Origin of the sequence: Thalassospira sp. GO-4, from assembly GCF_023588965.1 — a bacterium.
Taxonomy (GTDB): domain Bacteria; phylum Pseudomonadota; class Alphaproteobacteria; order Rhodospirillales; family Thalassospiraceae; genus Thalassospira; species Thalassospira povalilytica.
On record NZ_CP097807.1, the window covers coordinates 1,288,587 to 1,312,436 of the forward strand.

A 23,850-nucleotide genomic window follows, 5' to 3' on the forward strand; every position below is an offset into this window, starting at 1 on the left:
GGAAACGGGCATTCCCGGGGCGGTGAATGTCGGCAACTCTTAGAATTCGAGTTCCGAAACAATTTCCTGGGCCGGAAGGCCCGCGGCTTCGGCGCGCGCGATCCATTCCTGACGGACAGCCTGGATGCGTTCGTCCTTGATCACGGAGACCAGTTCTTCTTTCGGGAACTGAATGACTTCAACCCCCTTGGCCGGCCAGCCGGCACGGACGTCCTTGATGGTTTTTTCCAGCTCGTCATTATAGGCGTCGGCATATTCCTGACCGAGCTTGTCGACCACCGCACGGGTGGCATCATCCATGGCGTTGTAGGTATCAAGGTTCATCGCGATCAGGTGACCGAACGACGCGCCAAGCGGAATTTCGATATAGTATTTGGCAACCTCGTCATATTTCCAGCCATAGGCCAGCGCCGGACCAATCGGCGTGCAATCGAGGATGCTGGTTTCAAGTGCTTCGTAAGCTTCCGACGTTGCAATCGAAACCGGGGTTGCGCCAAGTGCCTCGACCAGTGCCGGATAGGCAAAGCCATAGGTCCGGATACGCTTGCCCTTGAGATCGGCCAGCGAACGGATCGGTGACGTACACAGCAGGCCATAGCTTTCAAGCGGACGGAACCCGACGGCCTTAAGGTTGTAATTGGCCAGTTCCTGGCTGAATTGCGGATATTTGGCGTGCCATTTTTCCATCAGATGCGCGATTTCGATCGTCGAATTCGGCTGCGGAATGAAGAAACCAACGGCGTTATTAAGCGGGAATTTATCGGCAAAATACGGTGTGACAATATCGCCGAATTCACCAACGCCGGCACTGAGCGCATCGGGAATTTCACGGGTTTTCGCAACCGAACCGCCCCAGAAAACTTCGATTTCATGTTCGCCATTGGTGCGTTTTTTGAATTCGTCAACGAACCACTGGGTCGAAATCGCCTGTGCGTCGCCGGCACCCTGCGGCTTGAAGGTCAGCCATTTATAGGTTTCTGCCGATGCATTATTTGCAAAAGAAGTAGTCGCAACCCCAAGCGCAACCATCGCCATTGCAGCGGATGCAATCATCCCGCCTTTACCAAAACGTTTCATCATTCCTCCCTGGGCCGCGTGGGCCTGGTTACCAATCTTCTTGTTTGCGACAGATGCCCATCTGCCGGTCCTCATTGATTAGTCGCGCCACGACCTATAATTCAAATACTATGTAATTATGCTTCCCATACCTTTGCGGCATGGCTATTTCCAGATACCGGCCGCAACCAGATCATCAACGATCTCGTGGATCATCTGTTCGACAACACTCAGGGTGCGTTTGCGTCCCTGATCCATGCGCATGGCCACGCAAAGCCGCCATGTGATTGCCGGATCGACAATCGGCATGGCTTCGAGCACCCCGCTTTGCACATCGGAAATGATCGCCCCATAGGTCAGGATCGTGAACCCGTGGCCATAGCGCACCAGCGACTTGGTATGGCCGATCCCGTCCGATCGGGTTTCGATATTAAGTGACACGTCATGCTTTTCGGCATAGCTGTCGACCAGAATGCGCAGGAAATTCGGTCGACTCGGCATGATCAGCGGATAGCTTGCGGCCTCTTTGAGGCTGTAGGACGGCTTTGAAAGCGTGCCCGATCGCCCGACCAGACAAAGATGTTCGACCAGAAGTTCGGTGATCTGGATATCATCGCGCGGGGTCGGGTCATGCATGACCGCAACCCCGATTTCGTTGTTGGCCATCTTCTGTTCAAGATCGGCACTGAAACCTTCGACAAAGCGCAATTCGATATCGGGATACAGCGCCTTGCTGCGTTCAAGCAGACGAGGGGCGATAAATTCCCCCGGTGTCGGCGGCATCCCCACCGACACCACCCCGCCCAGATGGGTTGAATGAATGGTGATGTCATGATGGGTTTGCTGCAACTGATTGAACATCAGATAGGCACGACGCAACAGGATTTCGCCCGCCTCGGTCAGGTCCGCCCCGCGTACCGTGCGGGTAAACAGCTGCACCTTGAGATCTTCCTCAAGTCGCTTGATCTGACGGCTCAGTGCAGGCTGTGCAATGCGCAGGCGGTTTGCCGCCCGGGTGAAACTTTTTTCTTCGGCGACACTCACAAAGTATCGCAAGGCCCGCAGTTCCGGTTGCCATTCCCCGTTCATCCGGCTCCCCTTCCCGGTAATTCATGATCATGCTTTTTCTTGCTGATAGTCCGGCCCCTATAACTGGACGGCATAATCAAGGCCAAGCCCCCACAAAATTGCAATAGCCGATAACCCTGAGACTTTCGTCAATCACCCCCAAAACACCGCAAGAACGTGAAAGAACAAAATCCCGGCTTATGGCTTAATCGGGCATGACGGTTATGCCCCACATGGCCGTTGCACAACCAAGCCCTTCTTGCGTCACCACGCTTCCCCTTTATGTGCCGTTACGGCGCCACGCTGTTTGAAAGCCCCGAAATGACTGCCCTTTTATTTGCCATTGTTACATTCTGCTGGGGCTTTACCTGGTATGCGATCAAGCTCCAGATCGGTCCGATCCCGGTTGAAATTTCGATCTTCTATCGCTTTGCCCTTGCCGCGGCCGTGCTGTGCGGCTTTTTGGTGCTGTCGCGCAAATGGCGCCCGGTGCCATGGCGCGCCCATCCGTGGATCGTGCTTCTGGGCTGCGGGCTTTTTGGCATCAACTTTATCCTGATGTATTCGGCCACGGCCTATATCGCATCGGGCATTGTGGCGGTGATTTTCACCACCTCGACCATTTTCAATGCGCTGGGCAACTGGGCCTTTTATGGCAATCGTCCGGGTGTGCGCTTTGTCTTTGGTGCGGCATTCGGGCTTGGCGGGATTGCCTGCCTGTTTGCCAATCAGATTTACGCGCTTTCGCATAATCCCCATGCGATCACCGGCATGTTGCTGGCCCTGTGCGGGACGGCTGTGTTCAGCTGCGGCAACATGGTGTCGGTCAAGCTGCATTCCATGGGCATCCCCAACCGCGATGCGGTTGCGCGCGGCATGGTTTATGGCACGGTGTTGCTGTTTATCTTTGCCACCTTGCGCGGCCAGACACCGGTGATGCCGACCGACCCGATCTATATCGGCGGGTTGCTGTATCTTGCCATTCCGGGGTCGGTGGTGGCGTTTATCGCCTATCTCGCGCTGGTCAACCGGGTTGGTGCGGGGCGTGCGGCCTATGTCACTGTCCTGTTCCCGGTTGTCGCCCTTACGGTTTCGACCTTCCTTGAAGGCTATGTCTGGACCCCGATTGGTGCGACCGGCCTTGCCATGGTGTTGCTGGGCAATATCACGATCTTTGCCAAACTGCCGAAATTCATCCGCCTTCCGGGAAATACCGCACCGGTCAAATAACCTTCAATACCGGTCATCAGGCTTCAGGTCCGAAAATGGCGAGCAGCAAGATTGTTGCTCGCCTATTTTTTTTGCGCGTCACCGGGGCGTCCCCGCCCGACAAGTACCAGCCCCGACAAGCACCAGCAAAGAACGGACAAAATCATGCTCCCCACCCAAATCACGCCCAAACGCTTTGCGCTTGAAGAAAATCATCAATCAGGCAAACCTGTTTATCCGCAAGATGACAGCAACCGCCTCGCCGCCACTGCCTCCTTGACCAAGGCCACGGCCACCCGTCAGGGACATTTGCGCAAACAGGAAACCCGCGCCATGCCCACACAGCCACAACGCCTGCCCGATCTCAGGATGGATGGAACAAGCTGGGCGATGTTGCTCATTCTCTCGGTTCTTTGGGGCGGATCGTTTTTCTTTACCGAAATCGCGCTTGTCGATCTTCCGCCCTTTACGCTTGTGCTGTGCAGGGTGACGATTGCGTCGCTGATCCTGTGGTGGGTGGTGTTGCTCCGTCACATCCCGATCCCGCGTGATCCGAAATTCTGGGGCGCGATTGTCATTATGGGGGCGTTTAACAATCTGGTGCCATTTTCGCTGATTGTCTGGGGACAGACCCACATCGCAAGCGGCCTTGCCGCCATCCTCAATGCGACCACCCCGCTTTTCACCATCGTCATCGCCCATATCGCCACCGACAATGAAAAGCTCAATCTGCGCAAGGCGCTGGGTGTGCTGATCGGCTTTGCCGGGGTGGTGGTGATCATCGGCCTGCCGGGTGGCGAAACCATTGCCGCCAAGGGCGAAAACGCCTTCAAACCGGCTTCTGCACTGGCACCGCTTGCCCCCTTTGCCATCCTGCTTGCGACATTTTGCTATGGCTGCACCGGGGTGTTTGGCAAACGGTTTGGCGGCATGAACCCGATCCTGACAGCGGCCGGAATGACCAGCGCCTCAAGCATCCTGCTGATCCCGCTTGCCGCGATCATCGACCGCCCCTGGACCCTGCCGGTACCCTCCCCCGAAACCCTGATGGCAGTCTTCGGCATCGCCGCCCTTTCGACATCGCTTGCCTATATCCTCTATTTCGCGATCCTCAAACGCGCCGGGGCATCCAACCTGCTACTCGTCACCTTCCTGATCCCGGTCAGCGCGATATTGCTCGGTGTCGGTTTCCTTGGTGAAACGCTTCTGTCCCAGCACATCATCGGGATGGGCGTGATCGGGGTTGGGTTGGCGGTGATTGATGGAAGGTTGGTTAAGCGGTTTGGCACGAAAACCTCATAATACGCATTATGCGCATTTATATTGACCCGCCCTCAGACAATGCGCATAATGCGCACTGGAACTATGAAAGGGGGCTATGGACAGTAGAGAGATACTCAAACGGCTGAAAGATGATGGCTGGGAAATCATTCGTACGAAAGGCAGTCACCATCAGCTAGCGCACCCGACAAAACCGGGGCGCGTGACAGTGCCACATCCCAAACGGGATCTCCCTAAAGGCACCGTTAAAAGCATTGAAAGGCAATCGGGTATAAAGCTGCTGTAAATGGCTTTCCGGTTCCTTACGGGAAATGGAAACAGGATGACAACAGAATGAAACAGACCTATTGGGGTTTGGTCCACACTGACGATGACGGCGGCTTCGGGATTTCCTTTCCGGATTTCCCGGGTTGCGTCAGCGCAGCAGACACAATGACGGAATTGGTGGAGTTGGGCACAGAGGCTCTTAATTTCCACATTGAGGGCATGCATGAAGACGGCTTGGAAATCCCGTTACCAACCCCCTCTGTCGAACTTTCAGACGGCGCAATCGGGATCGTTGCCATTACCGCGACCATTCCAGGGAAAAAGCGGCGTATCAACCTGACAATCGATGCCAATCTGATCGACCTGATCGAAGCAAAGCACGGCAAACGCGCAGTGTCCGGCTTCCTCGAAGAAGCTGCAAGACGCGCACTTTAACCAGCGCCGCGCACAATACAACTGTCGCGCCCGCAGCTTTAAGCCGCTGCGGGTTTTGTCTATTGGCAGCAAGGGCCTAAAAGGGACTGTCCCATTTTTAAAAGTCCCTTTTTACAATCGCAGAGTGCACCATTTTCACCAGAACTTGCGGACATAACCATCTCCAATCTCTCTGGCAAGCAAGGTTGTCGGTCCCCAGTCTCATTTTTTCTCAACTTGAGTACGTTTAGTTCGATCACAATTGCGAGTGATTGCTAGCTCAATAGTAAAATTCAATCGTTCCATTTGGTGCACAGCATACGCTACATAAAAAGAGAACAAATACATAAGCGACATAAATACAATTGCCCACATGAGATAACCATCAAATGCACTTAGATTTTCACTCTGGAACAGGCGATAGTTTGACAAAAACAAAGCAATAATTGCTGGAAAAACACCGATTTTATCAACCGCACCAAGCATCAACGATGTTCTTTTCTTCAGATGGTCTATTCCTAGAATATTTCTATGTTTTAACAACTCCAATTCCTTCACCGAAAATCCTCGGAATTGATCTGCTAAATTCAATTCATCTCGGTAGTTATCCAAAACTACAGAGAAAGCAAAATATCCTGGATTTCGCATTTCTTTGGCAGCTAATACCAAGTGAAAAAAAATCAACAAAAACACAGAGATAAGAAAAAATATTAGCAGAAAATTCACAGAGATCAAAAGATATCGATCCGGATTTATAGAATAAGTGACTGCAACGATAACAGCAGAAACCCAAAAAACAGCAGCTAGAATCAATGAGATTTTTTCAAATTTATTTACTTTTAAGGGTGACGATTTCAAACTTCCTAACTTAGCGCATACAGACGCTACTACATCAAAGCTACTCATCAGATCCTCTTCGAACAACAAACCACCAAATTTATCAGTAAATTAAACACTACTTTCCTGCATCGTCATGGCATAAAAATTTCTAGTAAGAAAGTTGGCTCCTGCCCAAACCTTGCTTTGGAGGAAAGAATCTTAAAAACCAGCCTTTGGGCTGTTTTTTTTATCCTTGGGCTTTGCCCTGCGGACCGTTGCGTGGTTCGTGCAACGTCTCTCGAAATCTGCCTGCGTCGCTTTCTCGCGAACCCGCGGGGGTTCAGTCCGCTCCTTTCGCGGACGAATCAAAGAAGCCCTGAACCGTGTGGTTCAGGGCTTCTTTGATTGGTAGCGGAGGACCGAAACCACCATTGCAGTACAAGTTCTATTCTAATTAGAATTTTTTGCTGACATAGAAATATGGAAACTGAGGTCCAGTTCTAATTTTCTATGGCTCCCCAGTCAATATTGGTTCTTCTAGCAAATGTTTCGCAGAAAACACATAACCAATTCCGACGTTTGCAGAACGTTCAATCTCACCAAGAAGCTCCATCATTTGACCTTGCGAAACCCCGACTGCTTCCAATGGATCAACGCCATTTATAAAAACTAATCCACCACTTTGTCGGGCTCGATAGACTAAGTCAATGTTCGTCTTTAAGTTTTGTCGAAGCTGATTGAACATATTGGTAAGACCAGTTGCTTTCCTCGTAACAATTCCCAATACCTCCCCGGTATCTTTCGCGATCATTGGCCCTCCAGAGTTACTTGCATTCACACTGGCATCAACTTGAATAATATCAACACCATTCCTTGTATAAAATGAGGAAGCAATACCTGCGTGACAAGTAAGGTTCATATGCTCTAATGGGAATCCGAGGAGAGCCACGCTATCCCCAACCCGAAGATACTTGGGATCAACCAGTGAGAAATTGTATAGAGAGCGGTTTTTGAGAGCTGCAATTTCTAGGATTGCGTAGTCGTAATTCTCTTCGGGAGATCCGACCACTAGCGCCGATCTGAAGTCCTCAATGCTAAGTAGATGACCTTGAGTTAAGTCCACCTCACTATCAAAACAATTTCTAATCCAGACTTTCGAACCGTCAGGCCCCTGAAACACATGGTTATTTGTGACTAAGAACCCGTTGCACATAAAACCAGTACCTTTGGCAATCACCCGATCTTTGGCATCAAGAAAGCTGATACTAAGAACACCGCTACGGACCCTTTCAACAACATCAGAAAGACCCATCCATCAATTCCTTAGATTGCACTATAACACTTTCGATTATTGCAACTACGCAATGAATGAACAAGCAGCTGAAAAATCCATGTGTAATTTAGTACCGAAGGCACTGTAATGATGGTTTCGCCCCAAAACAAAAAATCGTTGTAACTCATTGAGTTACAACGATTTTTTACTGAATTGGTAGCGGAGGAGGGACTTGAACCCCCGACACGCGGATTATGATTCCGCTGCTCTAACCAGCTGAGCTACTCCGCCACAAGTATTTTGTGGTGTTCCGTATCGTTCGGAACGAGGCGGTTTTTAAGTCAGGGAGCCGTCCCCGTCAAGCGCCTTTTTGACGTTTTTGTCAAAAAAGATTTCACCTCAATCAACAGATGAAGTTTATCTGCCCTAGCCCGCCTTTCCGTATGAAAAGGTGGGCATTGGTAGCGCTGGAACGACTTGCCCCCCCCGACACGCGGATTATGATTCCGCTGCTCGCCTTGCGACCATGCCGCCTTATGCCGCCGTCGCGGTATTGCCGATCAGCTCTTCGCGGGTGATCCAGCCGCCACCAAGGACGCGTTCGCCCTGATAGAACACGCCGGCCTGCCCCGGGGCGATGCCGAACTGGGCATCATGGAGTTCGATGCGGGCTTCGCCGCGGGCTTCGGGGAAGACGGTTGCCGTGGTCGGCTGCATGGCCGAGCGCAGTTTGACTTCGACCTCGACCCCGTTTTCATCGATCTGGTCGCCATCAAGCCAGTTGAGTTCTTTGACATAGACCATTTTCTTGGCGAGGGCGGCCTTGGGACCGACCACGACCTGACGTTTTTCCGGGACCAGCTTGACGACATAAAGCGGTTCTGCCGTGCCCCCGATATTAAGGCCGCGACGCTGCCCGACCGTGTAATGGATCAGGCCACGGTGATCACCCATGACATTGCCATCAAGGTCAACGATCTGGCCCGGCTCGCCCGCTTCGGGACGGAGACGTTCGACCAGACGGGCATATTTGCCATCCGGGACAAAGCAAATGTCCTGGCTGTCGGGTTTGTCGGCGACCTCAAGACCGAATTTGGCGGCAAGGGCACGGGTTTCGGCCTTGCTCATCAGATGGCCGAGCGGGAAGCGCAGGAAATCAAGCTGTTCCTGGGTTGTGGTGAACAGGAAGTAGCTTTGATCGCGGTTCGGATCAGCCGCACGATGCAGCTGTGCGCGCCCATCGGCACCGAGTTTACGCTGCACATAATGGCCCGTCGCCATGCAATCCGCGCCAAGATCATAGGACGTTTCAAGCAGATCACGGAATTTGACGGTCTGATTGCATTTCACGCACGGGATCGGGGTTTCGCCGCGCATATAGCTGTCGGCAAAATCATCGATCACTTCTTCGCGGAAGCGTGATTCGTAATCGAGCACGTAATAGGGAATGTCGATATCCTCGGCCACTTTGCGCGCATCGTAAATATCGCGCCCGGCACAGCAGGATTTCGCACGGGTCGGTGCATTGGCACCCATGTCATAAAGCTGAAGCGTGATGCCGACCACGTCATAGCCTTCCGATTTCAGAAGGGCCGCAACCGCGGAGCTGTCCACACCACCCGACATGGCCACAACCACGCGCGTGTCTTCAGGGGCCTTATCAAAGCCAAGAGAGTTCATTTTTCCCACCCATCTGCGGGTCAAGGCCGCAGCGACAAGAAGTTAATCCAAAAAGGCAACGGGCGGCATTTCCGCCACCCGCACGCAATATTTCGAGCTTATATAAGCGATCTTCGCCTATTTTGCCAGATCAAGTCCCATCTGCCAGAAATCGGCTTCAAGGCGGCTTGCCATGGCAAAGGTATCGACCAGACCATCAATGCGATCATGACCGCCGCGCTTGGCGACGGTATGTTCCAGCAAATCAATTTCTGCCTTGGCCACGTCCTGGAATTCGGCGGACGCATACATTTCAATCCATGCCCGGTACGGATTGCCGTCCAGCCTTGTATCAGAACTTGCCATCAGGCGGTTTGCGATTTCGGCATAGCCAACCATACAGGGCATCAGGGCAACCTGAAGATCAACCACATCGCCCTGCACACCGCGATCCAGCACATAGCGGGTATAGGTCACGCACGCACGTGCTTCGGGTTCAGCAATGATATCGGCCTCGGACAGGCCCCAGCCTTTGCAAAATTCAAGATGCAGGCTCATTTCCATATCAAGGATCGCATGCACGGTGCCCGAAAACTGGCGCATGGCGCTCAGGTCTTCGGCCTTGTAGACCGCAAGCGCATAGGCACGCGAAAACTGGATCAGAAACAGGTAATCCTGGATCAGATAATGCTTGAAGGCCGCTTCGGGCAATGTGCCGGCACCAAGCTGTTTGACGAAGTCATGGCAGACATAGCTTTCCCAGGCGTCGGTTGCGCGCGCACGCAATTTGCCAAACAGGCTGTCGCCCGGAATGATATCGGTAAAGGTGGCGGTCTGGCTCATGGCTGTTTCGTCCCGTTTTGCGGTATCGGCCATCATGGCAGTGATGGCGGTCATTCAAACAAAAACAGACCAGCCCGCGCAAAGCAGGCTGGTCTGATATTTCGTGGTCAGGGTGCAGGCCGAAAGGCGCACGTCTCAACCCTTTCGAAATCAGTCTTCGCGTTCGTCGATCCAGGCCATCTGGATGGCTTCGAGAATCTTTTCGTTCGATTTCTCGGGATCGTCTTCGAAACCTTCAAGCTCGCAGACCCATTTATGCAGGTCGGTAAAGCGAAGGTTGAGGTTATCCTTGTCAGGATGGGCTTCCTCAAGCTCGATCGCGATGTCCTGAATATCTGTCCAACGCATATCCGTCTCCTTTGGTGCCCGGGGCGCAAAACACACCGGTCAAAAGAAGGTCAAACTTACTTGTCGACCATCATGTTGCGGGTCGCAGCCGGCAGCTTTACGCGCAGGCCGTCGAGTTCGTCGCTCATGATGATCTGGCAGCCAAGACGCGACGTCTCGGTCAGGCCGAAAGCAAGATCAAGCATGTCTTCTTCGTCTTCGGACGGCTCGTCAAGTTTGTCGAACCATTCTTCGTCCAGAACAACGTGGCAGGTCGAGCAAGCCAGCGAACCTTCGCATGCACCTTCAAGGTCAATGCCGTTCTTATGGGCAGCTTCCAGAACGGACAGGCCGTCGGCAACTTCGAATTCCTTTTCGGTGCCATCGGTCTCAACAAAAACGATCTTAGGCATCTGTGCCTTTCTCCTCGGTAATACTTTTCGTTCGATCTCTGTTTGCTGCGCTGCTTGTCACAACGCAATTGTCCGGCCCTGACCTTGGCGGTTGTTCGGGACAATCGCCGTACTTGACCGGTTTGTCAATTCCACCGGTGCCGATTAATTCACTTCATCGACATTTTGACCGGCAAGCGCCTGTCTGATCCGGCTATCCATTCGGGTTTCGGCAAAGGGTCGCGACGCATTTTCAAGGGCCTCGGCGGCCTCGTTAATCGCGTCGCGATCATCGCCGGCCATCGCCGTCTCAAGGGCGGTGATGGCGTTGTTGATACTGGTTTCGTCTTCAGCACTCAGAAGCGCACGGTCCGCCGCCATGGCCGCCCGGACCGCAAGGATATTGCGCCGTGCCTCGACCCGTGCTTCGGTCAGGACGCGCATTTCCATATCTTCGCGGGCATGTACCATACTGTCGCGCAGCATGTTGGCCATATCGGTCTCATTGATGCCATAGGTCGGCTTGACCGCGACTTCCTGTTCGGTGCCGGTGGTTTCTTCGCGTGCCGACACCGTCAAAAGGCCATCGGCATCAACATTGAACTGCACGCGGATCCGCGCGGCACCGGCCGCCATTGACGGAATACCGGTCAAAACGAACCGGGCCAGTGACCTGCACTGATCGACCATTTCGCGTTCGCCCTGCACCACATGGATCATCATGGCCGACTGGCCATCCTGATAGGTGGTGAATTCCTGGGCCTTGGCGACCGGGATCGGGGTGTTGCGGTCGATGACCTTTTCAACAATCCCGCCCATGGTTTCAAGACCAAGCGACAGCGGCGTGACATCAAGAAGAAGGTTGTCAGAGCCCCCCGTCAGCGCCTCGGCCTGAAGGGCGGCGCCAAGGGCCACGACCTCGTCCGGGTCAATATCAGACAGCGGTTCCTGTTCAAACAGATCGGCCACCGCCTTGCGCACCGCAGGCACACGGGTTGACCCGCCGACCAGTACCACGCCCTTGACATCTTCGGGCAGGATATCGGCATCATCAAGCACCTGCTCGGTGATCGCGATGGTACGCGATACCAGCTTGGCGATCATTGCTTCGAACGCGGTGCGGGTTACGGTATGGCTGGTCACCGCCCCGTTCAGATCGACAGATACTTCGACCGCATCCTGATCGGTCAGGCCTTCCTTGACCTTGCGTGCGGTTTTCAAAAGCCGTTTGGCGTCCGACGCATCCAGGGAATCGGCTGCACCGCCGTCCTTGCGCTCAGCCAGAAGATGTTCGGCAATGGCATGATCGAAATCATCCCCGCCAAGGGCGGCGTCACCGCCGGTCGCCTTGACCTGGAAAACGCCCTTTTGCATTTTCAGAAGCGAGATATCAAACGTTCCGCCGCCAAGATCGTAAACGGCGTAAAGCCCCTCTGCCCCGTTATCAAGGCCATAGGCAAGGGCGGCTGCGGTCGGTTCATTGACCAGACGCAGAACTTCGATCCCGGCAAGCTTCGCCGCATCCTTGGTCGCGGTACGTGCCCCGTCATCGAAATAGGCCGGAACCGTGATCACCGCCTTCTCGACCGGTTTATCAAGACCTTCTTCGGCGCGTGCGCGCAGGGCACGCAGAATATCGGCCGACACTTCAACCGGGGTCAGAACCCGCCCGCCAACATTGAGGCGCACCATCATCGGTTCACCCGCACCATCGTCGCTGCCTTCGGGAACTTCGACGTCATAGGGCAACGTACCGGCAACGGATTTGACATCCTCAAGCCCGCGCCCCATCAGGCGCTTGACCGAGGACACCACACGATTGGCATCGGTATTGATATGTTTGCGGGCGTCTTCGCCAACCACCGGTGCGTCATCGCCATAATAGACAACAGACGGCACAATCGCATTGCCACCGGATTTGTCGCGCAGGACTTCGGGTTTTTCGCCGCGTGAAATCGCAACGACCGAGTTGGTGGTACCCAGATCGATACCAACAGCGATCTGGCGCTCGTCCTCGTGGGGGAGCGGCGTTTCGCCCGGTTCGTGGATTTTAAGCAGAGCCATGAATTCTATCCGTATCGGTTATTTGAAATGATCAGGCAGCGGCAAGGCGCGATTTCTTCGCGCGCGCTTCCTCGGTCATTTTCATCAGGTATCTCAGGCGGGTGGTCAGTTTTTTGGCAACGTCATATGACTGTTGATCAAGTGCCTGGCCAAGGTCCTTTTCACAGGCGCGCGCCTGTTTGCGGGTATCCTTGATCATCGCATCGATGGTGATCCTGTCATCGGCATCATCAAGTGCCTCGCGCATTTCCATCGCTTCCATCAGAAGTTCCGGATCATTGACAGTATGGCCTTCGCCGCCTTCGGGTTCGATCCCGGCCAGACGCAACATGTAATGGGCGCGCGACACCGGGTTTTTAAGAGTCTCGAAAGCCTCGTTCAGGCTGGCAGCCTGCTGGGAAGACAGAGCCTGCTCGCGACCGGATTTCGATGCAAAACGGTCGGGATGCAATTGCTGCTGCTGTTTGAGGTAGGTTGCCTCCATCGCGTCGATATCAACGTCAAAGGACCGTTCCAGACCGAACCGTTTGAAATGGTCGAGCTGACCCGGGGCCTGAATGGCGTTGCAGGTATCACAAAACAGTGCGCTGACTTCGACCGGCCCCTTGCAGGACCAGCAAGCTTTGTGTGCCGGATGTTCTGTATTGCTCACGCGATGCACTTCCGAGGATTAAAACAATAACAAATCAGTCAAAAGGCAGCCGGGACTATGGATCAGGCCGCCCTTTTCAGCCGATGGCCCCGGCGATGAAACCGGGGCCATGACCAAACAGAAAGCAGGGAAAGCCCGGCCGATCAGACGTGGAAGGATTCCCCGCACCCGCAACGACCTTTTTCGTTGGGGTTACGGAAGACGAAACCTTCTTCCATCTTGTTGACCTCGTAATCCATCTCCGTGCCGAGCACGAACATGATGGCTTTCGGGTCGATCAGGATTTTCACGCCGTCTTCCAGCTCGACAACTTCTTCGAAGCCGCTGGCATCGTCAGCATATTCAAGCGTGTAAGACAGGCCCGAACACCCTTTGCTGCGCACACCAAGCCGAATGCCGTGCGACGGTTTGCCGCGGCTATCAAGCAACGCCTTGATGTGATCAAGGGCAACTGGCGTGACAGAAATCGGTGACGGTAAAGCCATGGTATTCTCCCAAATTCCGGAAAACGTGGCGGTTGGGACGCTGCTTATTCAGCAGCGTCAGCCGCACCGTTTTTGGATTTGTAGTCGCTGATGGCTGCCTTGATGGCATCTTCAGCGAGGATCGAGCAGTGAACCTTGACCGGCGGAAGAGCCAGTTCTTCGGCAATCTGCGAGTTTTTGATCGAACCGGCTTCATCAAGCGACTTGCCCTTGACCCATTCGGTGATCAGCGAGCTCGACGCAATCGCCGAACCGCAACCAAAGGTCTTGAACTTTGCGTCTTCGATGATGCCTTCCGGGGTGACCTTGATCTGCAGCTTCATGACGTCGCCGCAAGCCGGTGCACCAACAAGGCCGGTACCAACAGACAATTCGTTCTTGTCCATGGAACCAACGTTGCGCGGGTTTTCGTAATGGTCGATCAGCTTTTCACTATAAGCCATGATTTCTCTCCAATCTTCTTGTGGTCTCTCGCGAGACAATGACGTTTATTCAGGCGCTTCTTAGTGCTCAGCCCATTCGATCGACTTGAGGTCGATACCTTCCTGGGCCATTTCCCAAAGCGGGCTCATCTCGCGGAGACGCTCGACCGCAGTGCAGATCGCATCGACAGCGGTATCGAGTTCTTCCTTGGTGGTGTAACGGCCGATGCCGATACGAAGCGAGGTATGTGCAAGTTCTTCGTCAACGCCAAGCGCACGCAGAACATAGGACGGCTCAAGCGATGCAGAAGTACATGCCGAACCCGACGAAACCGCAATGTTCTTGATGTCCATCAGAAGGCTTTCGCCTTCGACATAGGCAAAGGAAACATTGAGGTTGCCACAAACGCGTTCTTTTTCGTCGCCATTCAGATAAATGTCGGCAAGACGGTCACGGAAACGCTGCAAGGTGTAATCACGCAGTTCAGCGATACGGGCGTTTTCTTCGGCCATTTCGTTGGACAGAATATCACATGCCTTGCCAAGACCCACGATCAGCGGGGTCGGAAGCGTACCCGAACGCATGCCGCGTTCCTGACCACCACCGGTGATCTGGGCGATAACGCGAACGCGCGGACGACGGCGGACGAACAGCGCGCCGATGCCTTTCGGACCATAGATCTTGTGACCGGAAATCGACATCAGATCGATATTCATGTCTTCGACATCAAGATCGATCTTGCCAACGGCCTGTGCGCAATCGGTGTGGAAGAACACTTTGCGTTCACGGCAGATGGTACCGATTTCTTTCAGCGGCTGAATGACACCGATTTCGTTGTTCACGCCCATGACGGAAACAAGTGCGGTTTCATCGGTGATCGCAGCCTTGAGTTCTTCAAGGTCGATCAGGCCGTTTTCCTTAACGCCAAGATAGGTCACTTTGTAACCTTCCTGCTCAAGGTGACGGGCACTGTCGAGCACGCATTTATGCTCGGTCACGACCGTGATCAGATGCGGCTTTTTCTTGCCATAGAACTTCATCACACCTTTGAGTGCGAGGTTGTTCGATTCAGTCGCACCAGAGGTAAAGATGATTTCCTTGGCCGATGCGCCAATGATCTTGGCAACCTGGGCACGGGCGACTTCAACGGCATCTTCGGCTTCCCAGCCAAAGCTGTGGTTGCGGGAATGCGGGTTACCGAACTTCTCGGTGAAATACGGCAGCATCGCTTCGACGACACGCGGGTCGGTCGGCGTCGTGGCCTGGTAGTCCAGATAGATCGGCTTTGCTTTAAGCTCGTTCATATTTAAGGCTTCCTCACTCACTCTCTTGTCAGGCAGCGTGACGCGCTTTCTTACGCGCTGCATTGCCCCTCATCCGGCTCCAAACACGGATAAATGTATCAATATCTTCGTCGGTGGTTTCCAGTCCCAGACTGACCCTGATGGCCGATCCAGCATCGGAAACCCCCATTTCCTTAAGCACGTGGCTTTCACGTACCTTGCCTGACGAGCAGGCTGATCCCGAACTGATGGCTACACCTGCCAGATCCAGCGCCATAACCTGGGTTTCCCCCGGCATTCCCGGCAAGATCAGGCAACTTGTATTCACCAGTCGCTCCGTTCCCTTACCAGCGATCAGAAGCTCAGGCGCCTCTGATGCCAATTCCGTTTCAAGGCGGTCGCGCAAGGCCGCGACATTCGCCATATTCGCCAACTGGGCCCCTGCCCGTTCGGCCGCGGCACCAAAGCCCGCAATGCCCAGAACGTTTTCGGTGCCGCCACGGCGGTATTTTTCCTGTCCACCGCCCCGGATCTGCGGCACCAGCATTACGCCGGGCGCGATCGCCAAAGCGCCAATTCCTTTGGGTCCGCCGATCTTATGGGCCGAAACCGACACCATATCAACCAGCAAGCGCCCCATATCCACCGGCAGACGGCCCAATGCCTGAATGGCATCACAATGGACCTTTGCCCCGTATTCACGCGCCAGCAGCGCCACTTTGGCCACCGGCTGGATCACGCCGGTTTCATTATTGGCCAGCATGACCGATACCAGAACCTTCTGCCCGGCAGCCGATGCTTCCTTCAGCATCGCTTCAAGCGCATCAAGGTCCACCACACCATTGCCATCAACCGGAATGCGTTTTGCATCCACGCGTCCCTCTATGACAGAGGGATGTTCGATGGCACTGGTAAAGACGGTGACGTCTTCAAGTCCGTTCAGCGCCAGATTGTTGGCCTCGGTCCCGCCGCTGGTGAAAATGATCCGTTCGGAATCACCGCCCACCAGATCCGCGATGGTGCGCCGGGCATGATCGACGATCTTGCGCGCGGCACGTCCGCTGGCATGAACCGATGACGGATTACCTGCAACATCCATCGCAGCGATCATGGCCTGCCGTGCCTCGGGGCACAGCGGCGCGCTTGCGTTGTAGTCGAGATAAACCTGGTCGGCCATCAGTTTGTAATCATCCTTATTCGCATCTGCTCTCGATATAGAGGAGCATTTACTGTGCCGCAACCTGTGACGGCTCTTCTATTTGAGTTGTTTTGCCCGGGAAGACCCGAAGCGATCCGCTGACATTGCGATCCACAACATCAGCAAGGCTTACCGATGCAAGATAGAGATAAATCTGGTTGCCCAGTTCTTCCCACAATTCATGGGTCTGACAGCGGCCCTTGTTGGCCTTGCAGCCCTTGGGCGATCCGGACTTGCAACGGGTTGCGCGGATCGGCTCGTCAACAGCCAGAATGACATCGGCCACACGGGTTTCATCGGCCGTTCTGGCCAAAAGATAACCACCACCCGGGCCGCGCACGGAACGGACAAGCCCGCCTTTGCGCAATTTGCCAAACAGCTGTTCAAGATAGGACAGCGAAATTTCCTGACGGTCCGCAATATCGGCAAGTGCGACCGGTCGGTCCTTGCTGCTTTCAGCGAGATCGACCATCGCCATAACGGCATAGCGGCCTTTGGTACTCAGCTTCACGGTGCGTCCTCCTGCCTTGCTGCCTGGGTTCGGGTTTACCCGGACCTGACAGCGGGCTTTTCATTCGACTTTGCGCGATAGGCGCCAATTATTCCGACGATGCGACGATGCGCGGTTTTTCCGGCGTCACATCACCACCCGGTGTTCCTGCTGCGCCGGTTTTTTCGGCTTCGAGTGCCGTTACCTGATTGCGCAGCGACTGTACCTCGCGGCCAAGTTCTTCAAGGGCGCGCGCCACCGGATCGGGCAGATCACCAAGCGGCGTACCATAGGCACAGAAACGATCATCGGCCTCGCGGCGAACGATTTTGGCGGGGATACCCACCACAGTTGCCCCTTCGGGCACTTCGGAAAGCACAACGGCATTGCCGCCGACACGGGCATTCTTGCGCACGGTGAACGGACCAAGGATCTGTGCCCCGGACCCGACAATCACACCATCTTCAAGTGTCGGATGGCGTTTCAGGCCGCGCTGCCCGTCGCTATTCACACTGGGCGACGTCCCGCCAAGGGTTACCCCCTGATACAGGGTTACGTCATCCCCGATCTCGGCGGTTTCGCCAATCACGACACCCATGCCGTGATCAATGAAGAACCGCTTGCCGATGGTTGCACCCGGATGGATTTCAATCCCGGTCAGCCAGCGCATGATCTGCGAAAGAAAACGCGCCGTGATGCGGAAACCGCGCTGCCAAAGCCAGTGTGTGCCACGATATCCCATGATCGCATGAAACGCCGGATAACAGAGCGCGATCTCCCAGCGGGAGCGTGCCGCGGGGTCGCGGGCAATCATCGCGTCAATTTCCTGACGAATTAGCTTGAACATGGGGCGGTCCACTGTGTAATTAGTACCTTCGATTCCCGGCAGCCACGCCTACGCCCGGCCTCGCGACACTCGCAAGATCGGGTTTTGTCGGCACCATCGGGTTAGCCGGAATATAGGATAACCGAGTAACTTGGTCAAGTATTTGCCCAAAGCAATTTATGCGCAAAGACGAAAAAACTTACAAAAAGACTCGGATATTTTTGTTACACACTTCATTCCATTCGTGGACAGGAGCAGTCTGATCCATGCCTGAGGTCATTTTTAACGGCCCCGAAGGTCGCCTTGAAGGTCGCTATCACCATAACGGCGCTGACGATTCGCCCATCGCACTTATCCTGCATCCGAACCCCCAGCAGGGTGGCACAATGAATAACAAATTGTGCTTTAACATGTTCAACATGTTCAAGGATCGCGGATATTCCGTCATGCGGTTTAACTTCCGCGGCGTCGGACGTTCGCAGGGCGTTTACGATCAGGGCATCGGTGAACTCTCGGATGCGGCATCTGCGCTTGACTGGATGCAGACCTATAATGCCAATGCGCGCGCAACCTGGGTTGCCGGCTATTCGTTCGGTTCGTGGATCGGCATGCAGCTTTTGATGCGCCGCCCGGAAATTGACGGCTTTATTTCGGTAGCAGCCCCGGCAAGTGAATATGACTTCACCTTCCTGGCCCCCTGCCCGTCATCGGGCATCCTGATCCACGGGTCACAGGACACCAACATTCCGGTTGCCTCGGTCAACAAGCTTGCCGACAAGCTCAATGCCCAGAAAGGCATCGAAGTCGACATGTGCACGATTGACGGCGCCGATCACTATTTTGCCAAACAGCAAGATGACGTGATCAAGCATTCGATCGCCTATCTCGACAAGCGCGGCGCATAACCGCCCGCCAACATGTCTGACGATCTCGAAATCAAGGCCGCCTGATCAGGCGGCCTTTTTCGTTGGATAAAGCTTTCCGCCACAGCACGGCGCGGGCACCCCGGTCGTCCCCGGAAAACTGAGCGGCAAGCCGCGCAAGTGACGCACGGCAAGATAGCCAAAGCATTCCGCCTCGACCGCATCGCCATCCCAGTCAAGGTCATCGACCGGACGCACCGGCACGCCAAGACGACTTGCAAGCGTTTCCATCACATATTGATTATGCCGCCCGCCGCCACAGACAAACCAGCTTTTGGGCGCGACTGGCAAATGGTTCACCCCCGCGACGATGGCGGCAACCGTGCAATTGGCAAGCGTTGCCGCACCGTCAGAAACATTCAGCCTTGCCTCGGCCACCAGACCGTCAATGCGCGCAGCCATGTCTTCGCGGTCCAGTGACTTTGGCGGTACACGGTCGAAATACGGGTCTTCAAGGAACTTGATTTCGACCATCGGGTCCGCCGTTCCGGATGCCGCCGTCGCGCCATTCAGATCAACCGGATTGCCGGTATGTCGTAACATCCAGTCATCAAGACGCGCATTACCCGGCCCGCAATCAAAGGCCAGAAGATCCGCCCCGTCCGCACCATCGCCAATCCAGGTGACATTGGACACACCACCGATATTAAGCACCGCCACCGGCGTTTCGACCCCGGCACTTTTCATCAGGGCAGCATGATAGATCGGGGCAAGTGGCGCGCCTTCGCCCCCCGCGGCAACATCGGCCAGACGGAAATCGGCGACCACCGGAATGCCGGTTTTTTCCGCCAGCATATGCGGCGTTCCGATCTGACGGGTCAGCCCGGATGCCGGTTCATGAAACACGGTCTGCCCGTGAAAGCCGATAATCCCGATATCGCCGGGCAACATCCCGGCCTTGGCCAGCAGCATGTTAACGGCATCAACATGAACCTGTGTCAAATCATCCGCCACGACATGTTCGGAATTGGTGGCACTGCGATTGCCGAAACATTCACGCATCCGTTCGCGCAGTTCCGGCGCATAGGGCACAAAAACAGACTGATCAAGACGACGCACATCAATGCCATCGGTTTCGATCAGAGCCGCATCGACACCATCAAGTGACGTGCCGCTCATCATTCCGATTGCCGTGATCCAGTCTTGTGTCATGTCGTGCCTCGTAATTCGATAAGACCGGCAGCTTATCGTTGAACATCAAAACGCGACAAGGATGAATTCGCAGGTGGATCATTGTGCGTTACGTCAAACTTGACTCCCGCCAACCTACCTGTTAGTAGGTTGGCATGGACACGAAAACAGCACTTCTTGATTCAGCAGAGACAATCGCACGTCAGCGCGGTTTTGATGGTTTCAGCTATGCGGATTTGTCAGCAGCCGTTGGCATCCGCAAAGCCAGTATTCATCATCACTTCCCAACCAAGGCTATCCTTGGTCAGGCGATGATGGAACGCTATCGGATTTCATTTGATGATGCCCTGTCTGAAGTCAAACGCGGTACGAACAGTGCCGCAGACCGACTTCGTGGTTACGTCGGGCTGTATCAAGACGCACTTCAGGGCGGGAAAACAATCTGCCTTTGCGTGGCGCTGAGTTCGGATCGAAACAGTCTTGATGACGCAACATTGAACGAGATTTCACGCTTTCATGCCATGAGCCTCGCCTGGCTTGAAACCCTGTTTGATGATGCGAAGTCAGATGGGTCGATCAAAAATGTGACGGATAGCAAATTGGAAGCTGCACAATGCCTTGCACTTGTCGAAGGCGCACAGCTAATGGCCCACGCCCAACAGGATGTTGATGTTTTCATATCGGCAACTGCACTTTTGCTGGCGCGAGTCAGCGCCTGAGATAATCGACGAACCAAACACTCGAAATGACGACAGCCCAAGAGACCCGTCGTCATTTTTTAACCCCACACAACCTTCCAACTAGTAGGTAGCATCCTATGACCTTTGAAAATAAAACTGCAATCATCACCGGCGCCGGTTCAGGTATCGGCCTTGAAGTTGCCAAACGCCTTCACGATGCAGGTGCAAATATCGTGATGAATGGCCGCAACGCCGAGAAACTTAAGGCGGCGTCAGAAACCATTTCGAATGCATCAGATCGCATTAAACTGGTAGCAGCTGACATTGCCCTGCCAGAAACGGCTAACAAGCTGGTTGAAGTCGCCGAGGATGCCTTTGGCGGGGTGGATATCCTGATCAACAATGCCGGTGTGTTTGAGCCCAAACCGTTCCTCGAACTCAGTGAAGCCGACTATGACCGGTTCGTTGATATCATCCTGAAGGGTAAGTTTTTTGCCGCCCAAGCCGCTGCCAAATCCATGATCAAGCAAGGTGGCGGCAACATCGTGCAAACCGGATCGATCTGGGCGCTGCAGGCGATTGGCGCGACACCGTCGGCGGCCTATTCTGCGGCAAATGCCGGTGTTCATCAGATGGTCAAAAACCTCGCGATCGAACTTGCCCAACACAATATCCGTATCAATGCAGTCGCCCCTGCGGTTGTGGAAACGCCTGTTTACAACACGTTTATGACTGATGAGCAGGTCAAGGAAGTCCTGCCGGGCTTTAACAGCTTCCACCCGCTAGGTCGTAACGGGCAACCCGTCGATATCGCCGAGGCCATTCTGTTTTTGGCCTCCAGTCAGGCATCATGGATTACGGGAACGGTTCTGCCGGTTGATGGCGGCGTGATGGCCGGGCGTAATTAATCCGCATTGGCAGCCCAGGTCTTTAAGATCGAATTTGGGCTGCCGTTTTTGTCCCCGCCCCTGATGCAAAAGGGAGAGACGTTATGTTGTTGAATGCTGATTTCACAAAAAGGGTAGTTATTCGGCCTGATGATTATAAATGGCAAAAATCGCCAGCCAATGGCGTAGAGCGCATGATGCTTGATCGCATTGGTGATGAAGTGGCGCGTGCCACCACCATCGTTCGTTTTGCCCCGAATTCCTACTTTGACGCCCATAGTCATGATGGTGGCGAGGAAATCCTTGTCCTTGATGGCGTATTTTCCGACGAAACCGGTGATTATGAAGTCGGTAGTTACCTTCGAAATCCAATTGGCACCCGCCACAAGCCGTTCACCAAGGATGGCTGTACGATCCTTGTGAAATTGCATCAGTTTGATGCGGGTGACAAAGCGCAAATCAAGATCGACACCAAGAATGCGACCTTCCTGCCCGGCATCGCGCAGGGGCTGTCGGTTTTGCCGCTTCATGAATACGGCACAGAACACGCCGCATTGGTGCGCTGGCAACCGGGCACCCAGTTTTCCGCTCATCGTCATTGGGGCGGCGAGGAAATTTATGTGATCGAAGGCACGTTTGCCGATGAACATGGCGCCTATCCGCAGGGAAGTTGGCTGCGCAGCCCGCATCTCAGTTCCCACGCGCCTTACACCGACGAAGGATGCCTGATTTATGTAAAAACCGGGCACCTGCCTGAAGCGGCCTAATGTGGAAAAAACACATCTGAAAACCGAGATGGGCAACTGATGTTGGTTGCATCGTTGCCCATTTTGCTATGAATGTGCTAGATCATCGCCTCCGCACTTTGGGCGGGTCGAATTTTCTATCACAACCAACATAGCGCAAAAAACCATGACTGAACTGAAGTCTGATTTTCTCCGCGTCATGCATGACCGCGGTTACATCCACCAATGTACTGATCTTGAAGGCCTTGATGCCTATGCATCGGAAAATACGGTGGTGTGCTATGTGGGTTATGACTGCACCGCAGACAGCCTTCATGTCGGATCGCTTGTATCGATCATGATGCTGCGCTGGTTGCAGAAAACCGGCCACAAGCCGATCGTTCTGATGGGGGCCGGCACCACGCGTGTTGGCGATCCGACCGGCCGTGATGATGCGCGCCCGGTTCTGACCGACGAAGTCATCGCCACCAACATGGCGGGCATCAAGAAGGTCTTCCAGCAGTTCCTGACGTTCGGCGATGGCCCGACCGATGCGGTCATGGTCAACAATGCCGACTGGCTCGACAAGCTGAACTATATCGAATTCCTGCGTGATTTCGGTCGCCATTTCTCGGTCAACCGGATGCTGAGCTTTGACTCGGTCAAGCTGCGTCTGGAACGCGAACAGTCGCTGAGCTTCCTTGAATTCAACTATATGATCCTTCAGGCCTATGACTTTGTCGAACTGAACCGCAACTATGGCTGCATGTTGCAGATGGGCGGATCGGATCAGTGGGGCAATATCGTCAATGGTGTTGAACTGGGTCGTCGCGTTGACGAGAAATCGCTGTTTGGTCTGACGACCCCGCTGATGACCACCGCATCCGGTGCAAAGATGGGCAAAACCGCGGCGGGTGCCGTGTGGCTGAACGAAGAACGCCTGTCGTCCTATGACTATTACCAGTTCTGGCGGAACACCGAAGATGCCGACGTCATCAAGTTCATGCGCCTGTTCACCGAGATGTCGCTTGAACAGATCGACGAATACGCAAAACTTGAAGGCTCGGAAATCAACGAAGCCAAGAAAGTTCTGGCATTCGAGGCCGTCAAACTTTGCCGCGGCGAAGAAGCAGCCCTTGCCGCTGCTGAAACCGCACGCAAAACCTTTGAAGAAGGCGTTCTGGCCGACGATCTTCCGACCGTGGAAGTCGCCAAGGCCGATCTTGATGCCGGCATCCCGGCCTTCGATCTGTTCCGTCGTGCCGATCTTGCCAAATCCGGTGGTGATGCACGCCGTCTGATCAAGGGCGGCGGTGCAAAGATCAATGACGAAAAAGTCAGTGACGAAAATGCCAACATCACCGCAGATGCAGTGAATGCCGATGGCGTGATCAAGGTGTCTGCTGGCAAGAAACGCCATGTCCTGATCAAGCCGGTCTGATCACATATATCCGGTCAAAATTTTAAAAAGCCCC

General features: G+C 54.3%; 26 protein-coding genes and 1 tRNA gene. 9 read left to right on the forward strand and 18 right to left on the reverse strand.

Annotation, left to right across the window (positions count from 1 at the left end; genetic code table 11):
• Positions 1–39 precede the first annotated feature (39 nt).
• The gene (locus M9H61_RS06165; protein WP_068518516.1) at positions 40–1,077 is read right to left on the reverse strand and encodes a C4-dicarboxylate TRAP transporter substrate-binding protein; all 1,038 of its coding nucleotides are present in this window, start codon (positions 1,075–1,077) and stop codon (positions 40–42) included.
• A 144-nt stretch (positions 1,078–1,221) separates the two neighbouring features.
• Positions 1,222–2,145 (reverse strand): LysR family transcriptional regulator, encoded by a 924-nt coding sequence (locus M9H61_RS06170; RefSeq protein WP_068518517.1) that lies wholly within the window; start codon positions 2,143–2,145, stop codon positions 1,222–1,224.
• Between the two features lie 300 nt (positions 2,146–2,445).
• On the opposite strand from M9H61_RS06170, the gene M9H61_RS06180 reads away from it, so the two are divergent.
• From M9H61_RS06180 to M9H61_RS06195, 4 genes are all read left to right on the forward strand, one after another.
• Positions 2,446–3,354 carry a DMT family transporter gene (locus M9H61_RS06180; protein WP_250283982.1) on the forward strand — a complete coding sequence of 303 codons (909 nt, stop codon included), beginning with the start codon at positions 2,446–2,448 and terminating at the stop codon, positions 3,352–3,354.
• A 144-nt stretch (positions 3,355–3,498) separates the two neighbouring features.
• A complete protein-coding gene (locus M9H61_RS06185; RefSeq protein WP_250283984.1) occupies positions 3,499–4,635 on the forward strand; it encodes a DMT family transporter in 1,137 nt (378 codons plus the stop codon).
• Positions 4,636–4,711: 76 nt separating this feature from the next.
• Positions 4,712–4,900: a type II toxin-antitoxin system HicA family toxin gene (locus tag M9H61_RS06190; RefSeq protein WP_250283986.1), complete on the forward strand. Its 189-nt coding sequence runs from the start codon at positions 4,712–4,714 to the stop codon at positions 4,898–4,900.
• 47 nt (positions 4,901–4,947) lie between these two features.
• Positions 4,948–5,316, forward strand: a complete 369-nt coding sequence (locus tag M9H61_RS06195) for a type II toxin-antitoxin system HicB family antitoxin (protein ID WP_250283988.1) — start codon at positions 4,948–4,950, stop codon at positions 5,314–5,316.
• A gap of 201 nt (positions 5,317–5,517) precedes the next feature.
• Here the strand turns inward: M9H61_RS06195 and M9H61_RS06200 are convergent, their stop codons facing one another.
• The 15 genes from M9H61_RS06200 to cysE form a co-directional block, all read right to left on the reverse strand.
• Positions 5,518–6,201 carry a hypothetical protein gene (locus M9H61_RS06200; RefSeq protein ID WP_250283990.1) on the reverse strand — a complete coding sequence of 228 codons (684 nt, stop codon included), beginning with the start codon at positions 6,199–6,201 and terminating at the stop codon, positions 5,518–5,520.
• A 421-nt stretch (positions 6,202–6,622) separates the two neighbouring features.
• Positions 6,623–7,426 carry a trypsin-like peptidase domain-containing protein gene (locus M9H61_RS06205; RefSeq protein ID WP_250283992.1) on the reverse strand — a complete coding sequence of 268 codons (804 nt, stop codon included), beginning with the start codon at positions 7,424–7,426 and terminating at the stop codon, positions 6,623–6,625.
• A 175-nt stretch (positions 7,427–7,601) separates the two neighbouring features.
• Positions 7,602–7,678 (reverse strand) — tRNA-Met (locus tag M9H61_RS06210).
• Positions 7,679–7,921: 243 nt separating this feature from the next.
• On the reverse strand, positions 7,922–9,067 hold the full coding sequence (mnmA, locus tag M9H61_RS06215; protein WP_068518521.1) for a tRNA 2-thiouridine(34) synthase MnmA: 1,146 nt from the start codon (positions 9,065–9,067) through the stop codon (positions 7,922–7,924).
• Positions 9,068–9,184: 117 nt separating this feature from the next.
• A complete protein-coding gene (tenA, locus tag M9H61_RS06220) occupies positions 9,185–9,889 on the reverse strand; it encodes a thiaminase II (protein ID WP_250285031.1) in 705 nt (234 codons plus the stop codon).
• A gap of 150 nt (positions 9,890–10,039) precedes the next feature.
• Positions 10,040–10,237, reverse strand: coding sequence for a Fe-S cluster assembly protein IscX (gene iscX / locus M9H61_RS06225; RefSeq protein ID WP_068518522.1), 198 nt, complete (start codon positions 10,235–10,237; stop codon positions 10,040–10,042).
• 56 nt (positions 10,238–10,293) lie between these two features.
• Positions 10,294–10,629: a ferredoxin family 2Fe-2S iron-sulfur cluster binding protein gene (locus M9H61_RS06230; RefSeq protein ID WP_101247649.1), complete on the reverse strand. Its 336-nt coding sequence runs from the start codon at positions 10,627–10,629 to the stop codon at positions 10,294–10,296.
• A 144-nt stretch (positions 10,630–10,773) separates the two neighbouring features.
• Positions 10,774–12,672: a Fe-S protein assembly chaperone HscA gene (gene hscA, locus M9H61_RS06235; protein ID WP_250283994.1), complete on the reverse strand. Its 1,899-nt coding sequence runs from the start codon at positions 12,670–12,672 to the stop codon at positions 10,774–10,776.
• Positions 12,673–12,703: 31 nt separating this feature from the next.
• Entirely contained in the window at positions 12,704–13,324 is a 621-nt protein-coding gene (gene hscB, locus M9H61_RS06240; protein ID WP_101247651.1) for a Fe-S protein assembly co-chaperone HscB, read from the reverse strand.
• Positions 13,325–13,467: 143 nt separating this feature from the next.
• On the reverse strand, positions 13,468–13,809 hold the full coding sequence (locus M9H61_RS06245) for an iron-sulfur cluster assembly accessory protein (protein ID WP_068518526.1): 342 nt from the start codon (positions 13,807–13,809) through the stop codon (positions 13,468–13,470).
• Between the two features lie 44 nt (positions 13,810–13,853).
• Positions 13,854–14,252 (reverse strand): Fe-S cluster assembly scaffold IscU, encoded by a 399-nt coding sequence (iscU, locus tag M9H61_RS06250; RefSeq protein WP_068518527.1) that lies wholly within the window; start codon positions 14,250–14,252, stop codon positions 13,854–13,856.
• A 60-nt stretch (positions 14,253–14,312) separates the two neighbouring features.
• Positions 14,313–15,536, reverse strand: a complete 1,224-nt coding sequence (locus tag M9H61_RS06255) for an IscS subfamily cysteine desulfurase (RefSeq protein WP_068518528.1) — start codon at positions 15,534–15,536, stop codon at positions 14,313–14,315.
• Between the two features lie 28 nt (positions 15,537–15,564).
• Complete coding sequence (locus M9H61_RS06260) at positions 15,565–16,692, reverse strand: cysteine desulfurase family protein (protein ID WP_068518529.1); 1,128 nt, start codon at positions 16,690–16,692, stop codon at positions 15,565–15,567.
• Positions 16,693–16,741: 49 nt separating this feature from the next.
• Positions 16,742–17,224 carry an Rrf2 family transcriptional regulator gene (locus M9H61_RS06265; RefSeq protein ID WP_068518530.1) on the reverse strand — a complete coding sequence of 161 codons (483 nt, stop codon included), beginning with the start codon at positions 17,222–17,224 and terminating at the stop codon, positions 16,742–16,744.
• Between the two features lie 88 nt (positions 17,225–17,312).
• Positions 17,313–18,050, reverse strand: a complete 738-nt coding sequence (gene cysE, locus M9H61_RS06270; RefSeq protein ID WP_206928464.1) for a serine O-acetyltransferase — start codon at positions 18,048–18,050, stop codon at positions 17,313–17,315.
• Between the two features lie 245 nt (positions 18,051–18,295).
• On the opposite strand from cysE, the gene M9H61_RS06275 reads away from it, so the two are divergent.
• A complete protein-coding gene (locus M9H61_RS06275) occupies positions 18,296–18,934 on the forward strand; it encodes an alpha/beta hydrolase (protein ID WP_068518531.1) in 639 nt (212 codons plus the stop codon).
• Between the two features lie 45 nt (positions 18,935–18,979).
• Here the strand turns inward: M9H61_RS06275 and M9H61_RS06280 are convergent, their stop codons facing one another.
• A complete protein-coding gene (locus M9H61_RS06280; RefSeq protein WP_114113629.1) occupies positions 18,980–20,104 on the reverse strand; it encodes an anhydro-N-acetylmuramic acid kinase in 1,125 nt (374 codons plus the stop codon).
• A gap of 134 nt (positions 20,105–20,238) precedes the next feature.
• On the opposite strand from M9H61_RS06280, the gene M9H61_RS06285 reads away from it, so the two are divergent.
• From M9H61_RS06285 to tyrS, 4 genes are all read left to right on the forward strand, one after another.
• Positions 20,239–20,802 carry a TetR/AcrR family transcriptional regulator gene (locus M9H61_RS06285; protein WP_114113628.1) on the forward strand — a complete coding sequence of 188 codons (564 nt, stop codon included), beginning with the start codon at positions 20,239–20,241 and terminating at the stop codon, positions 20,800–20,802.
• A gap of 98 nt (positions 20,803–20,900) precedes the next feature.
• Positions 20,901–21,671 carry an SDR family NAD(P)-dependent oxidoreductase gene (locus tag M9H61_RS06290; protein ID WP_114113627.1) on the forward strand — a complete coding sequence of 257 codons (771 nt, stop codon included), beginning with the start codon at positions 20,901–20,903 and terminating at the stop codon, positions 21,669–21,671.
• An 83-nt stretch (positions 21,672–21,754) separates the two neighbouring features.
• Positions 21,755–22,417 carry a cupin domain-containing protein gene (locus M9H61_RS06295; protein ID WP_114113626.1) on the forward strand — a complete coding sequence of 221 codons (663 nt, stop codon included), beginning with the start codon at positions 21,755–21,757 and terminating at the stop codon, positions 22,415–22,417.
• A 145-nt stretch (positions 22,418–22,562) separates the two neighbouring features.
• Complete coding sequence (tyrS, locus tag M9H61_RS06300) at positions 22,563–23,816, forward strand: tyrosine--tRNA ligase (protein WP_068518533.1); 1,254 nt, start codon at positions 22,563–22,565, stop codon at positions 23,814–23,816.
• Positions 23,817–23,850 lie beyond the last annotated feature (34 nt).